The sequence below is a fragment of the Viridibacillus soli genome (assembly GCF_016612995.1).
Taxonomy (GTDB): Bacteria; Bacillota; Bacilli; order Bacillales_A; family Planococcaceae; genus Viridibacillus; species Viridibacillus soli.
Window position 1 is genome coordinate 14,977 of the sequence record NZ_JAEOAH010000015.1, and the last position, 15,691, is coordinate 30,667.

A 15,691-nucleotide genomic window follows, 5' to 3' on the forward strand; every position below is an offset into this window, starting at 1 on the left:
GAATGCCATTTGCTGAACATAAAAAAATGACAAAAGGCATCGAGAGAGAGATTCTTGATGCCTTTTGTCGACAGTCTGAAACCTTGCAATAAGCAAGATTTTTTAGGACTCTATTTTTATTTAATTTCTTTCCATAAAGACAATGCGAATATCCAATTTGGATCTCCATTTCCTTGATAGCTTTGAAGAGCTTCATATATTTTACCTTTGTGCTCTACTTTATCACCTTTTGTGTACGCCTTATATGGATTCCATTGCTCATAAGACGCCCCCTGTCCAATGGTACTATTTCAGTAGGCCTGTTTCGGAAGAAAAACTTATCGAATTGCTGACAGAGGAAAAGAACTCCACAAATCAGTAAAAAATGAGACTCTTTTTATTGCTTTTGGCTGTCATGTAATTTTGTCGTAATAAGTGAATAATCCAAACCATTTGCGGTCATCTACAACACAGCCCATTAATGCCCCACTTTTCTTTAAAAACTCTAACGGAAATTTTACTAAGCCATCAATTGTACTAATTCCTCTTGCTAAAAGGTTTCTCTCCATTCTCATCCCAATCCCAAACATTTTGTCTATAGGTAGCAAGCAGTTAAAATAACACCTAAACGACGCTCCAGATCACCTAAAACCATAACTGGGTTACTTGTCTTTTCAACAGAGGCATAAAAAGACTGCATAACAACAAAAAAATAACCTTACCTTTCACAAACTCTACATTTCATTGATTGAAAGTATTTTATGTTAACTTCACAAAGGAAAAAAAATCTTATTCTCCAAACACAAACGTTCGTTCAATAAAAAATTCAAATAATCAACGAGTTTTTAAGTTAATTTTCCACTAAATATTTTCTCTCCTAGAGAAAAATTAAGATAAGCATTGATAAATAAAGCTAGTTTAATTAATCTTCCGAAAAATCATGAACATAATTTCGTGTGCCCGTTTTTACTTGGAAACAAGTTTTCATCATCGGGGACGTCGCAAGTACGATGCTCCCCTTTTGACTGAAATTACTGACTACCGCAACCGGTGTTTTCATAACGTCTAGATGCTCAAGCGATGCAATGCAACTCGCATAGAAGCAACACATATCAATACACATAATGGATCGCCGTGGCATGTTTTCATATATACACTCATCCTCCGATAAGCAACATTTGTTCTTATTTTAAATCGAGACAAGTTGGAATATTAGGTATTTTGAGCAGATTGTCAATTTACGCTCAACTTTTAGAGTTTTACGCTCGTTCGAGGAAAGTTTACGAGCGTTCAGCAGAGATTTACGCTCACAACGGATTATTTTTCCAATTAAAGTGAGTTACTATGCTTGAATTAGTTGATTCTATGCTCATTTAGGATATTTTTTTCAAATAAAAGACTACTCTACACTTTTAGGTGTTAAGTAGTCTAGTTTGAAGCATTTAATTGGCTTATCCTGCTTCAGGCGCTAACGGCTGAGGTCGTTTCCGTTCTCTCGGTCAAAAGCTGAAGTGATACTTTTGTTCCGAGCACTCCAGTGTCTGTCGCAGCTAAATGGGCACCCTCAGCACTTAGATGAGATATCCTGCTTCAGCGGCCAGACTCTCGAGGCCACTTCCACCTTCTCGGTCGAAAACTGAAAAGACGTTTTCGATTCGAAGGTTCCAGTGCTTGTCGAGTCTAGACGGGCCGCTTCAGCATTTAATAAGATATCTAGCTTCAGGCGCTAGCTGCTCGCGACGTTTCAGCCGGGCGCTCAAAGTCAAAGTGCGACTTTGGCTTCCGTCTTCCAACGTGTTTCTCAGCTGAACGAGCGCCTTCAGCATTAACTCCATCCAGCTTCAGGCGCTAGCTGCTCGCGACGTTTCAGCCGGGCGCTCAAAGTCAAAGTGCGACTTTGGCTTCCGTCTTCCAACGTGTTTCTCAGCTGAACGAGCGCCTTCAGCATTTACTTCATCCTGCTTCAGCGGCCAGCCCCTCGAGGCCACTTCCATTTTCTCGGACAAAAGCTGAAATGATGCTTTTGTTTCGAAAACTCCAGTGCTTATCGGGGCTGAACGGGCCGCTTCAGCATTTACTTCATCCAGTCAGGTTTTCCGAATCCTTTAAATTCTTCGTCGATGATTTTTTCGAATTCTTCTGATTTAACGATTTCTAGGATGTCTTTAGCTAGTTGTGAGTCTTTGTTTTCTTCTTTAACTGCTACAACGTTACGGAATTTGTCAGGCATGTTTTCTAAGAATAGTGCATCTTGTAGATCAAGTCCTGCTGCAAGTGCAAAGTTTCCTGGGACACCAACAAGATCAGCACTTTCGATTGCGCGAGGTAGGCCCGCTGCTTCGATTGGTTGGAATACTAGTTTTTTCGGGTTTTCGATTACATCTTTTTCAGATGCTTTTAGTTCTTCAATGTTAGGATCAATTTTGATAAGGCCTTGCTCTTGTAGTGATAGTAATGTACGTGCTGCATTTGATGGATCGTTAGCGATTGCTACTTTTGCGCCATCTTTAATGTCATCAATTGATTTATAGTTTTTTGCAAAGAAGCCCATTGGTGCAGTTGGCACATTGATTAGACTAGTTAATTTCATTTTGTTTTGTTCGTTAAAGTTTTCAAGATAGATTGAGTGTTGGAAAAGGTTTGCATCAATGTCACCAGAATCTAACGCTTTGTTTGGTTGTACATAATCACTGAATTCAACAGGTTTTACTTTATAGCCTTTTTCTTCTAACTGGGGGATGATAGCTTTATTTAACATGTCGCTATAAGGACCTGCTGTTGCGCCTAATTTAATGTCTTTTGAATCTTTTGTTTTGCTTTCATCTTTATTGCCACATGCAACTAAAGCTGTTGCTAATACGAATAATAATGCTGCTAGTAAAAACTTCTTCATCTTCAAATCTCCCCTTTATCGTTTATCGATTGCTTTTGAAAGCGCGTCGCCTGCAAATTGAATAATTTGGACGATAATAATTAAGATGACGACCGTTGCAATCATGATCGTGTTGTCATAGCGATAATAACCGAAGCGAATTGCTAAGTCACCAATCCCGCCACCGCCGATAATACCAGCCATTGCGGAGTATGCGACTAAACTAATAATCGTCATTGTAACCCCTTGGATAATACCCGATTTTGCTTCAGGTAGTAGCACATCTTTAACGATCATCCATGGCGTTGCACCGACTGCAATTGATGCTTCTATGACGCCTTTATCAATTTCACGCATAGATGTTTCAACGAGTCTCGCGAAAAATGGAATCGCCGCTACGGATAACGAAACACTCGCTGCTACTGGACCAATCGTATCTCCAACTAATATTTTTGTTAGCGGGAACAACGCTACTAATAGAATGATATACGGAATGGAACGAACGAGATTGACGATAAATCCTAAGACCCCATTTAAAAAGCGGTTACGTAAAAATAACCCTTTGCTTGTAACGAATAAAATAATGCCGAGTGGTAAACCGATAAGTAGCGAAATGCTAAGTGAAATACCAATCATAAGTAATGTTTCACCGAACGCTTTCCAAACATCTGGCAACATGCTGATAAAATGTTCGAAGTCAAATAGCATCGTCAATCACCTCCACAAACGCACCGCGCCCTTCCATATAGGAAACAGCTCTCTCTACATTATCCGGCTGACCTTGTAACTCCATTAAGAAAATGCCGAGCGGTTTTTCTTGAATGTATTCAATTGTGCCGTGTAGGAAATTACCGCATACTTCAAAGTTTTGAATCATATCTGAAATGACGCCTTCACCAGCGACATCTCCTTTGAATAGCACTTTAACCATTTTTCCTGTCACGCCTTCAAGAATTGTTGGTGGTAGCTCAAATGATACAACGCTGCTAATAAACTCTTGTGTTAGAGGCTCAACTGGATTCGCGAAAATGTCGTAAACTGCGCCTTCTTCAATAACTTTACCGTCTTGCATAACAACCATGCGATCACAAATTTCTTTAACAACATCCATTTCATGTGTGATGAGGACAATTGTAATATTTAGCTCACGGTTTATCTTTTTCAGTAAGCGTAAGATGGAAACAGTTGTTTTTGGATCAAGTGCCGATGTGGCTTCATCACAAAGGAGTACCGATGGAGTATTTGCAAGTGCTCGGGCAATGCCAACACGTTGCTTTTGGCCACCACTTAACTGAGCCGGATAAACATCGATTTTCTCTGATAAGCCGACCATTTCAAGTAGCTCGCGAACACGGGCGTTAATATGTTTTGGTGGTGTGGCAGCTGCTTTTAGAGCAAATTCAATATTTTCACCGACTGTTTTTTGGCTGATTAAGTAAAAATGTTGGAAGATCATACCGATTTTTAAACGCGCTTTACGAAGCTGTTCACCTTTTAACTTTGTTAAGTCCTGACCATTTACGATAACGCTACCGCTCGTTGGTCGCTCTAGTAAATTGATACAACGTAAAAGTGAGCTTTTTCCTGCTCCAGAGTAGCCAACGATACCGAATACTTCACCTTTGTCGATTGTCAACGATACGTTATCTACGCCCGTCACTTCACCCTTTTTCGTCTTATATATTTTTGTAATATTCTGAATTTCAAGCATCTTGTATTCCCTCAAATCCCGTTATATTGCGTAATACCTATAGAAATAATTAGGATTTACTTTATAAAAAACGCTTCTTTCATCTATCTGAAAGAAGCGTCCTAAGTGTAAATTGGCAATTTATCTTCCAGAATTTACTCATTCTGCAGGAATTGGCACCTTCCCTTTTCAGGGGGTTGCCGGACGTCATAGGGCCTCCCCCTCGGTCTCTCTAGATAAAATTCAATATTCATTTGTAAGTTATGAACTAAATATTACTGTTTAATAATCTAGATGTCAAATAGTTTTTTGAAACTTTGAATTATTTCGAAATATCTTCGTATAACTCAGGTCGTCGATCATCGTACACAGGGATGCGTTGACGTACTTCATCAACGATTGCGAAGTCGACATCAATAATCGCCATTTCTTCGTCTTCTCCACCTGTCCATAATACTTCTCCCCAAGGTTCAATAACCATGGATTGACCATTGAAGTTCTGTTTTTTATGGCTAATACGATTTACTGCAATAACAAAGCATTGGGTTTCAATTGCACGTGCTTGTAATAACGTTTTCCAGTGATCGATACGTGGTGTTGGCCATTGAGCAGAAACGAAAATTACTTTCGCACCGTTTAATGCGTGTAGACGGAACCATTCCGGGAAGCGAATATCGTAGCAAATGACACCTGCTGCTGAAATATCACCCAGTTCAAAGTTATTTTGCTTATCACCAGCTGATAAATATAAATGCTCGTCCATTAGACGGAATAAATGTGCTTTGTCATATTCGCTGACAAGCTCACCTTTATTGTTATAAACATACATCGTATTATAAAATTTGCCGTCTTTTTTTGTTGATACTGAGCCACCAACAATATGGATTTGTAACTCTTCTGAAAGCTTTTGTAGAAATTCTTTCGTACGTTCCCCGTTCGGATCTGCTAGCTCTTCTAATTTCTCTAAAGCATAGCTAGAATTCCACATTTCCGGAAGAATTGCGAGTTCCGCTCCCTTTTCGGCAGCCTCTCTGAGGAATTTTTCAACGTTCGTAAAATTTTTTTCAATGTCCCCGAAGGCAACATTCAACTGTATACATGCAATTTTCATAGCTCCACCACCTGTAGACATTTTGTTTAAAAGATTATAAGATTTCTCTTATTATTGCGATTATTTTATACATACGTCTATTTTATCCACAAAGTAGTTGTTGTGTATAGAGTATTTACGGAAAGATTTTGTGGATCACTTGTTTTTAAATAAAATATTTTAAGGAGGTCATTTCTTAGATGGAATTTTCAACGAAATTACAGCAGTTGCCAAAGCAGTTTTTCGCAACATTAGTACAAAAAGTAGGTGCCGCAGTGGCGGAAGGTCGAGATGTCATCAATTTAGGACAAGGAAACCCTGACCAACCAACACCAGAACATATTGTGAAAGCGATGCAAGAAGCTGTCTCCAATCCTCAAAATCATAAATACTCGCCATTCCGAGGTTTACCTGAATTCAAGGAAGCAATTGCCGCATTTTATGCGCGAGAATACGGTGTTGAGATCGATGCAAATACAGAAGTAGCCATACTTTTCGGCACGAAAATTGGCGTAGTTGAATTACCTTTAGCTATTATGAACCCTGGTGATTCAATGCTACTCCCAGACCCTGGTTATCCAGATTATTGGTCAGGTGTAGCGCTAGCTGATATAAGATTTGATACACTTCCATTGCTCGCTGAAAATGATTTCTTACCTGATTACACTGCCGTGTCAGAAGAGGTAAAAGATCGTGCGAAACTAATCTATTTAAATTATCCAAACAATCCAACCGGCGCTGTTGCTGATTTATCATTTTTTGATGAAACAGTGCAGTTTGCAAAAGATCATGATATTGCTGTCTTGCATGATTTCGCTTACGGAGCAATTGGCTTTGAAGGTGATAAGCCAGTGAGCTTTTTACAGGCGGAAGGTGCTAAAGACGTTGGCGTTGAGCTATATACGCTGTCAAAAACATATAATATGGCAGGCTGGCGGGTCGGCTTTGCAGTCGGTAATGCGCAGCTGATTGAAGCACTGAATTTAGTACAAGATCATTTATTTGTTAGCTTATTCCCTGCCGTGCAAGAAGCCGGAATTGCGGCACTAAGTAGCCCACAAGATTGCGTAACCGAGTTAGTTGCGATGTACGAAAGCCGCCGCAATGCATTGATGACAGCTTGTGAGAACATCGGCTGGACTGTGACGGCTCCGAAGGGCTCATTCTTCGCATGGCTTCCTGTACCAGAAGGTTATACGAGCGAAGCGTTTGCTGATTTACTGCTCGAAAAAGCAAATGTAGCAGTCGCTGCTGGTAAAGGCTTCGGTGATTTTGGTGAGGGTTACGTACGCGTTGGCTTGCTCGTTGATGAAGACCGCCTTCGTGAGGCAATTAGCCGCGTTGAGAAGCTTGGACTGTTTTAAGATTTTGAAGGAAGGATCTCGCTGAGCGAGATCCTTTTTTGATAAGAGGTTACTTCGCGAGTAATTATTTACGCTCGTTCGAAGAGGTTTTACGCTCAACTTGGGGTACTTTACGTGCGTTCAGTGGAGGTTTACGCTCGTTCAGCCAAATTTCACGCTCACAGCGAAAATTATTTCCATTAAATATCCCAGCAAACAATCTTATTTGCGAATTGGTTGCTTAATTAGTTCATATTTTGCATTACGGTACGTGCCTGTTTTATTGAATGCTGTTAATATTCGAAATGCCTGATTACGATCTGCAAGATTGAGAAAGGAACGGCATTCTTTATTTGTAATCGTTGAACTTATAAGAATTGCATAGTCGCGTAAAGCTTGCTCATGTGATACATTATTCTGCGCACCACAATTAGGACAAAACCAATTTCTATATACACGCTTCATACCTATTACATCACATAGCGGACATTCAACACCTGATTTCAAATCTGATGGATGAATATCATAATATTTACACAGTGGGTATGGATTGAAATCATGATGCTTAACTAATAAAAACCGGCTCAAATCGCCAAGCTCTTCTGACGATAAAATACGCTGACTAACTTTTACTTCCCTCAAAAATGACCTAATTTCATTCCGAAGTAACACTTTTGTTTTTGTAGTGGGTTCCTTAATATAGCTGCTTGCAAATGAAAAAACGATTGCCCCATAGACCGGAATCTTAAATCCAATTTCTTGTGAAAGCTGTTGAATTTGATAAACATATTCTTGTAGCTGAGACTCTGGGCTATTAAAGGTATGTGTTTCTCCCGTGTTAAGTGTACGAACAAGTTGACTAGGGTTTTGCCTAAACTCAATCGTTCCTTTAATATTTTTTACTTCAAAAATCATAATGTAGTGTGGCGTAATAATGAGGATATCAATCTGAATGTTAGATTCTATGAAGAGATTTAAATTGTGGAAAATATAAAATTCATATGGTAATTTTAAATGTTTGAGCTGCTCCATAACCATCTCTTCGCCTTTATCGCCTGCAGAAATACGATTAACCTTCGCTTGAAGTTCCTGAAGTTTAGTATGATTTGACGGAAGTCTTTTTACTAACGATATTATGGATGTTAAATGCGCTGTTGATGAGAATTTTTTGATAATCAGTTTATATCACCTCATATAAATCATAACATGAGGTTCATACATTTTACATATATTACCTTAAAATAATTATTTACTATCAATTTAAAGGCCAAAATCTGATTTTGAGTATTTATTGCCTGCTAATTCATAATTTTTCATACCTTGAAAATTAGTTTACGTGCGTTTTAGCCAGTTTTACGCTCACAACAAAATTTTTCTCCAAACTGCAACTTCCAAATCACAAAAACCGCCCAGCAAAATCTACTGGGTGGCTACCTTTAATTCTTTACTTAATAACGCCTAATTCTCTACCAACTTTTTCGTAACTTGCTAAAGCCTCATCTAGCATTTCTTTTGTATGTGCTGCAGTTGGCATGTTACGTACGCGGCCGGTGCCTTTTGGTACAGTTGGGAAGACGATTGATTTTGCGTATACGCCTTCTTCAAATAGGCGAGCTGAAAAGGCTTGTGTTAATTTTTCGTCGCCGATGATACACGGTGTAATTGGTGTTTCAGATGCACCGATATTAAATCCAAGTTTTTTCAGACCGGCTTTTAAATAATCACCATTTTCCCATAGCTTGTCACAAAGCTCTGTTGAATCAATCAACATTTGCACAGCTGCAGTGATCGCAGCGACGTCACCTGGTGGTAAAGCTGTTGAGAATAAAAATGGACGTGAGCGCACTTTTAACCAATCGATTAAGTTTTTCTTGCCGGCTACGTAGCCACCTACTACACCGATTGCTTTAGAAAGTGTACCGATTTGGAAGTCGATTTCTTTTTCTAAACCGAAATGCTTCACAGTACCTTTCCCTTGACCTGTTACACCTGAGCCATGAGCATCATCCACGTATGTAATAAGGTCAAATTCTTTTGCAATTTCTACGATTTCAGGAAGTTTCGCGATGTCGCCATCCATTGAAAATACACCGTCAGTAATGACCATCACTTTATTGTAAAGACCCGATTCAGTCGCTGCTTTTGCTTTGGCACGAAGATCATCCATGTCAGAGTGGTTGAAGGCAATAATTTTCGCTTTTGATAGGCGGCAACCGTCAATAATAGAAGCGTGATTCAGTTGGTCAGAAAGGATAGCATCATTTTTGTCCATAACGGCTGAAATAGCTGCCATGTTACAGTTGAAGCCTGATTGATATGAAATAGCCGCTTCTGTACCTTTGAATTCTGCTAGTTTTTCTTCTAATTTAACGTGGAGATCGAGTGTCCCATTGATCGTGCGGACTGCTCCAGCACCTACGCCGTATTTTTCGATTGCTGCTTGAGCAATGTTTTTCAAGATATCATTTGTTGCTAATCCAAGATAGTTATTTGAAGATAGGTTGATCAAGTTTTTGCCACGCACTTGAATAACTGAGCCATTTGGACCTTCTACTGGATCGATTTCATTGTATAAGCCTTGGTCGCGCAGTTGTTGCAAGTTGTCGTTTACGAATGTGTTCAGTACGTTTGACAAGTGTATCATCCTTTCATGCATTGATAAAAATATTGTAGCATATTTAAATCGATATTTGTACATCTGAAAAGAACCATATGAAATCAAATGACGAAATACATTGTAATAATTGATTACAATGTCCTTACCAAAAATACAGTTGTGCATACTAAAAGAAAAACACCACTTTTCTCCGCTCTAGATTCGAGACAAAATATCATAAAAAAATGAGCAGACAATTGTCTACTCACTTTCTACTTATTTCGTTAACTCTGAAAAAGTTACTTGTTCTTCACCGATACACTTCAACAATAACTTGCGGTTATATGCGAGCGAAAATTGCACAATAGGTCCGAGGGCAAATGCCATAAGGACCGTACCAAGACCAACAGGACCACCAAGTAACCAGCCTGCTAGAGCAACTGTCACTTCCATAATTGTGCGGGCTTTAGTAATACTTAGCCCTAGCTTGTTCACAGCTAAAAGCATTAAACTATCACGCGGACCTGCGCCTAGATTTGCTGAAATGTATATGCCGCCACCTAAACCCAGTAAAACAATACCAATAAGGAAGCTAATAAATTGTAATGCGATATGGTCAACATCGGGTAATAACCAGTTGAAGAAGTCAATGAATATACCTATGCACAGCATATTGATGAAGGTACCTATTTTCGGTAATTGACGTGTGCTAATTGCTGTAATGCCGATGATAATGAGGCCTGTAATGATGGACCAGCTACCGATGGAGAAACCGAAGTTTTTGAATAGGCCGATATGCAGTACATCCCATGAACCTACCCCAAAAGTTTGTCCTTTAATTGTTAATGAAACACCGAGTGCAATGACGATAAGTCCCGTCATGAAAAATCCCCAGCGCCAACCATTTATTTTATTCACAAAAATCCTTCTTTCTACAGAAAAATGAAAAGCCCTTTATGCAAGAAGCATAAAGCGGCTTTTCAATGATAACTAAATTATTATAACAAAATTTGCTCCTTTTTAAAATAACTCTATCCTAGATTTATATAATAGGAGCAAAATTCGCATTTATAATCTTTGCTAAATCGGCTGGTTGAATACAAATCTGCATACCAATCTTACCTGCACTTACAAAGATATGCTCAAGCGTTTCAGCTGATTCTTCTATGAATGTTGGGAACAGTTTTTTCATGCCAATTGGCGAACAACCACCTCTAATATAGCCTGTCATAGGTAATAAGTCTTTGACGTGTAGCATTTCTATTTTCTTTTCGCCAACAGCCTTTGCAGCCGCCTTTAAATTGAGCTCTGCTGCTACTGGGATGACAAAAACGAAAAATTTCCCTTTCCCTGCCGTAGAGACGAGCGTTTTATAAACCGTCTCGACAGGTTGTCCAATTTTACCTGCAACTGTAATGCCATCAACTTGACCATCTGTAATTTCGTATTCTGTCAGTGTGTACGAGACTTTCTTTTGGTCTAGTAAGCGCACTGCATTCGTTTTTTGTACTTTTGCGTTTTTAGCCAAAACATTCACTTCTCCTACGCAATACGATAAAAACTAGGCTGTATTATTTTAAATCCGGATTTTGCTATTTGTACATGGTATGAATAGCGCGAAATTGCACGATCGAATAAACGCTGTTTAAGCTTTTGCTCAAGTGTTTGTGTTGTATTTATCGCTTGTTCAGTACCCGCTTGTACAATTTTATTATTATCAGCCTTTTCTATCGAAGCTTGTTGTTTTACTACGGTGATTTGACCATGTTTTTGCTGGGTTACTTCAACTACACTATCAGCAACTCTTATATCTTGTAGGGTCGGTTCCCCCTGTGTTAATGCTGAATGACGAACTCTCTCTAATACTTTAATTGTTTTTTCGCGCGGAGAACCGGATAAAAAAACGGTCGGCACTTCCACCTGACTAGCAGCATTTGACGTTTTAGTTGTTTCTGAAACAACCGCTGTTAGCGGGGTCTGCTCCGTGTCATCTGTTGCTTTGGCACGAGATTCCTGATCCTTTTGTTGAATTTCACGAATAGCGGCTTGTACTTGTGGTTGATGTTCTTTTTCTTTTTTACCAGTTAACAAATCCATTAGCTCTTCTAATGCAGGGTTCGACTTTGGTTGGAAATACTGCGCTGTTTTACGATAAGCATCGCCTGCGTTCTTTTTCCTAAGAGCTCGTTTACGATTTTCAATGTCTGTATATTGATTGTTTAATAGAGCAGCTAATTTCATGCAAATCACCTCTTTTCTAATATTTTTATAGTTAAAATCTATTTTACCATCATTGTCAGAAAATTCAAAAGGTCATTATCCTCATATATTCAAGTAAAACTTTTAGTGAAAAATACCCAATTACTCATCTTGGGCGCCTAATAGTTTTTTCAATGCTTCTGCCATTGCATTATTTTGCGGCTGCTCATCTTGTTTTTTCATAAATTTTTGGACTAAATTTTTGGACTTCTCGTTTTGAAACTTTTGTGATTGCCTGTTTCTTTCTTTCGTTTTTCAAAGGCAGTTAATTTTTCACGATGACTGCATGAGCAGACGAAAATTCGGCCGTCACCTTCCCCGCGAAGCTCCAATTTCTTATGACATACTGGGTAGCGTGCATTGGCCACCATCGATACTTTTTTCTTGTGACCGCAACTACGATCCTGACAGACAAGCATCTTGCCACGTTTTCCATTTACCTCAAGCAGTAGCTTGCCACAATCCGGGCATCTTTTTCCTGTCACATTATCGTGCTCGAACTATTGATCGTTCTTTTTAATATCGCTAACTTTTTTAGAAAAACTAACCATATTATTAATGAAATCAGATTTTTTTTGCTGAACCTTTAGCAATCTTTGTTAATTCTCGTTCCCACTCTGGTGTTAATGCAGGTGATTTTAAATCAGTCGGAACTAACTCCAATAGTTAACTCCCCTTTGAAGTGGCATATAAGTCTTTGCCTTTTTTTCGATTAAAAATGAATTAAATAAGTTCTCAATAATATCAGCACGTGTTGCAACTGTACCAATATCTCCTGTTTCTTATTTAGTATTGGGATATGGTATATCCCCTACATCTATTTACAGATGGATGTATGATTACTCTAAAAATTTAAATGAAATTTCCAAAGAAGATAAACGTTTAAAATACGAAGGTGAAATTCTTAAACAAGCGATGTCTATTATAACCACTAAATAGGAATGCCTAAACAAATTTCCGCTTTGAAACTATGGTATATTAGACGGTACATAGTTAGTAAAGGAGTTCGAATAAATGGCAAAAAGTGTAGTAATCGCTGAAAAACCTTCAGTTGCACGTGATATTGCAAATGTGTTGAAGTGTAATAAAAAAGGCAATGGATTTTTAGAAGGTGATAAATATATTGTCACTTGGGCATTAGGACATTTAGTAACGCTCGCAGATCCAGAAGTTTACGATAATAAATATAAAACTTGGAATTTAGAAGATCTTCCGATGTTGCCAGATCGTATGAAACTAGTCGTTATGAAGCAAACAGGCAAACAGTTCAATGCTGTCAAATCACAGTTAACACGTAATGATGTAAATGAAATCATTGTGGCTACAGATGCGGGAAGAGAAGGAGAATTGGTAGCACGTTGGATTATTGAAAAAGCCAATGTAAAAAAACCAATTAAACGTTTATGGATTTCATCTGTAACAGATAAAGCAATCAAAGATGGTTTTGCTAATTTGAAGCCAGGTAAAAATTATGAAAACCTCTATGCAGCAGCTGTAGCTCGCTCAGAAGCTGACTGGTATCTAGGCTTAAATGCAACACGTGCTTTAACAACACGCTTCAATGCACAGTTAAACTGTGGACGTGTGCAAACACCAACTGTCGCAATGATTGCGACACGTGAAGATGAAATTAAAAATTTCAAGCCACAAACATATTATGGTATCGAGGCGAAAACAGCTGATCAATTAAAGCTGACATGGCAAGATACTAAAGGCAATTCACGTAGTTTCGATAAAGAGAAAATCGATGTCATTGTGAAAAAATTAGGTAACGGCAATGCCACAGTTGTGGAAATTGAAAAGAAAATGAAGAAAACATTTGCTCCAGGTCTATATGATTTAACAGAATTACAACGTGATGCGAATAAAATCTTTGGTTACTCTGCTAAAGAAACATTGAATCTTATGCAAAAACTCTACGAGCAACATAAAGTCTTAACATACCCTCGTACAGATTCACGTTTCATTTCATCTGACATCGTTAGTACGCTTCCAGAGCGTTTAAAAGCTTGTGGAGTAGGAGAATATCGTCCATTAGCAAATAAGGTCTTAACTAAGTCGATAAAGACGTCTAAATCGTTTGTAGATGATAGTAAAGTGTCGGACCACCATGCAATTATTCCAACAGAAGGCTATGTGAACTTCTCTGCGATGACTGACAAGGAACGTAAAATTTATGACTTAGTCGTGAAACGCTTCTTAGCTGTTTTATTCCCTGCATTTGAGTATGAGCAATTAACGCTACGTGCCAAAATTGGCGATGAAAACTTTGTAGCTAAAGGGAAAACGATTTTAGCAAGTGGTTGGAAAGAAGTATATGAAAACCGATTTGACGATGAAGATGCAGCCGATGATGTGAAGGAACAATTATTACCACGCATTGATAAAGGTGACACGTTAAATGTGAAACTCATTGTTCAAACATCAGGTCAAACAAAACCGCCAGCACGCTTTAATGAGGCGACATTACTTTCAGCAATGGAAAATCCAACGAAGTATATGGAAACACAAAATAAACAGCTAGCCGATACATTAAAATCAACAGGTGGACTTGGAACAGTAGCAACACGTGCGGATATTATTGATAAACTGTTTAATTCATTCCTTATTGAAAAACGTGGCAAGGATATTCATATTACCTCAAAAGGTCGCCAGCTATTAGACTTAGTACCCAATGAATTAAAATCGCCTACAACAACAGCCAAATGGGAAATGAAACTAGAACAGATCGCAACAGGTAAGCTTAAAAAAGAAGTATTCATTAATGAAATGAAGCAGCATACAAAAGCGATTGTCGTAGAAATCAAATCAAGCGACAAGAAGTATAAGCACGACAATATCTCATCTAAATCTTGCCCAGATTGTGGCAAGCCAATGCTTGAGGTTAACGGTAAAAAAGGCAAAATGCTTGTCTGCCAAGACCGCGAATGTGGTCACCGTAAAAATGTCGCACGCGTTACAAACGCGCGCTGCCCACGATGTAAGAAAAAGTTAGAATTACGCGGTGAAGGTGACGGTCAAATCTTCGTATGTAAATGCGGACATCGTGAAAAGTTATCTGCTTTTGAAGCTCGTCGTAAAAAAGAAGGCGGCGGTAAAGTGGATAAACGTTCTGTGCAGAAGTATATGAAGCAACAGGAAAAAGAGGCTGAACCAATTAATAATGCCTTTGCGGATGCACTGAAAGGATTAAAATTTGATTAATTTAGAGTGGACAACAGAATTTATTCTGTTGTCACTTTTTTTCTTCTTTTGAAAAGTTCATCGAAGTTCATTCAAATGAACCGGATACTAACAAAAAATCCGACGTAATTGTAAGCGACACTAGCGATATTTTAGACCCAAGTAATCCTAATGAAAAAATAGAATAGGCATACATAATAATATCCCAAACTATATTTGTTGTTTCACACTCATATGTATCTCACCTTTTTATTTACCATTTCTTAAAGAACTATAAAAACAAATGTTCTAGCAACATAATAAGAAAATGTTTTATTAAAACCTACTTTTTTAACGAGAAAATCTGTTAATACCTCTTCCACAGTTCCTTCAAATTGCACAGCATAATCTAAAAAAGTAGTAATAGATTTCCAATGGAATACAACTAACTCTTCCGGTAGCTGTTTCTATTTTCTTAACCATTTTATCTCAAGCAGTTCAAAATAAAAAAACGGGAATTGATTTAAGAATCCCCTAATAACCATTCCTATTTTCCTAATTAGTGATCGTTAGACTTTTATATCAAAATGATTTTCTTTCTCTGAGAAAATTATTTTATATATTGCACAAAATAGGATAACTTAACAAAAAAAGATAATACTATTAAATTGGAATTGCATTCCCCTCCTCCTTTCCAAAA

Annotated in this window: 12 protein-coding genes, 3 pseudogenes and 1 riboswitch; of the genes and pseudogenes, 2 read left to right on the forward strand and 13 right to left on the reverse strand. The window is 38.2% G+C overall.

Features of this window, described 5'->3' with window-relative positions; genetic code table 11:
• Positions 1–116: 116 nt before the first annotated feature.
• From JFL43_RS11500 to JFL43_RS11525, 7 genes and pseudogenes are all read right to left on the reverse strand, one after another.
• Positions 117–284: pseudogene (locus JFL43_RS11500) on the reverse strand (carbohydrate-binding protein); the annotation flags it as partial.
• A 108-nt stretch (positions 285–392) separates the two neighbouring features.
• Positions 393–548: a hypothetical protein gene (locus JFL43_RS11505; protein WP_157812858.1), complete on the reverse strand. Its 156-nt coding sequence runs from the start codon at positions 546–548 to the stop codon at positions 393–395.
• 377 nt (positions 549–925) lie between these two features.
• Positions 926–1,132, reverse strand: a pseudogene (locus JFL43_RS23200) (Y-family DNA polymerase); the annotation flags it as partial.
• A 921-nt stretch (positions 1,133–2,053) separates the two neighbouring features.
• Positions 2,054–2,872 (reverse strand): MetQ/NlpA family ABC transporter substrate-binding protein, encoded by an 819-nt coding sequence (locus tag JFL43_RS11510; RefSeq protein ID WP_200749158.1) that lies wholly within the window; start codon positions 2,870–2,872, stop codon positions 2,054–2,056.
• A gap of 15 nt (positions 2,873–2,887) precedes the next feature.
• Entirely contained in the window at positions 2,888–3,559 is a 672-nt protein-coding gene (locus JFL43_RS11515; RefSeq protein ID WP_200749159.1) for a methionine ABC transporter permease, read from the reverse strand.
• Entirely contained in the window at positions 3,549–4,562 is a 1,014-nt protein-coding gene (locus JFL43_RS11520) for a methionine ABC transporter ATP-binding protein (RefSeq protein ID WP_200749160.1), read from the reverse strand. Before JFL43_RS11520 ends, JFL43_RS11515 begins: the two co-directional genes overlap by 11 nt.
• Before the next feature lie 117 nt (positions 4,563–4,679).
• Positions 4,680–4,784, reverse strand: a riboswitch (SAM riboswitch).
• 79 nt (positions 4,785–4,863) lie between these two features.
• Positions 4,864–5,652, reverse strand: a complete 789-nt coding sequence (locus tag JFL43_RS11525; protein WP_200749161.1) for a carbon-nitrogen family hydrolase — start codon at positions 5,650–5,652, stop codon at positions 4,864–4,866.
• A 179-nt stretch (positions 5,653–5,831) separates the two neighbouring features.
• On the opposite strand from JFL43_RS11525, the gene JFL43_RS11530 reads away from it, so the two are divergent.
• Complete coding sequence (locus tag JFL43_RS11530; protein WP_200749162.1) at positions 5,832–6,995, forward strand: pyridoxal phosphate-dependent aminotransferase; 1,164 nt, start codon at positions 5,832–5,834, stop codon at positions 6,993–6,995.
• Between the two features lie 201 nt (positions 6,996–7,196).
• On the opposite strand, the gene JFL43_RS11535 is transcribed toward JFL43_RS11530, so the two are convergent.
• From JFL43_RS11535 to JFL43_RS22575, 6 genes and pseudogenes are all read right to left on the reverse strand, one after another.
• Positions 7,197–8,153: a nuclease-related domain-containing protein gene (locus JFL43_RS11535; protein ID WP_267907795.1), complete on the reverse strand. Its 957-nt coding sequence runs from the start codon at positions 8,151–8,153 to the stop codon at positions 7,197–7,199.
• A 265-nt stretch (positions 8,154–8,418) separates the two neighbouring features.
• Complete coding sequence (locus tag JFL43_RS11540) at positions 8,419–9,618, reverse strand: glycine C-acetyltransferase (RefSeq protein ID WP_198517802.1); 1,200 nt, start codon at positions 9,616–9,618, stop codon at positions 8,419–8,421.
• A 228-nt stretch (positions 9,619–9,846) separates the two neighbouring features.
• The gene (locus JFL43_RS11545) at positions 9,847–10,488 is read right to left on the reverse strand and encodes a YczE/YyaS/YitT family protein (protein ID WP_325166670.1); all 642 of its coding nucleotides are present in this window, start codon (positions 10,486–10,488) and stop codon (positions 9,847–9,849) included.
• A gap of 124 nt (positions 10,489–10,612) precedes the next feature.
• A complete protein-coding gene (gene ybaK / locus JFL43_RS11550; protein WP_200749164.1) occupies positions 10,613–11,098 on the reverse strand; it encodes a Cys-tRNA(Pro) deacylase in 486 nt (161 codons plus the stop codon).
• Positions 11,099–11,112: 14 nt separating this feature from the next.
• Positions 11,113–11,811, reverse strand: coding sequence for a hypothetical protein (locus JFL43_RS11555; RefSeq protein ID WP_200749165.1), 699 nt, complete (start codon positions 11,809–11,811; stop codon positions 11,113–11,115).
• A gap of 120 nt (positions 11,812–11,931) precedes the next feature.
• Positions 11,932–12,611 (reverse strand): annotated as a pseudogene (locus tag JFL43_RS22575) (DNA topoisomerase); the annotation flags it as partial.
• Between the two features lie 232 nt (positions 12,612–12,843).
• Here JFL43_RS22575 and JFL43_RS11565 point away from each other — a divergent pair.
• Positions 12,844–15,033: a DNA topoisomerase III gene (locus tag JFL43_RS11565; RefSeq protein ID WP_200749167.1), complete on the forward strand. Its 2,190-nt coding sequence runs from the start codon at positions 12,844–12,846 to the stop codon at positions 15,031–15,033.
• Positions 15,034–15,691 lie beyond the last annotated feature (658 nt).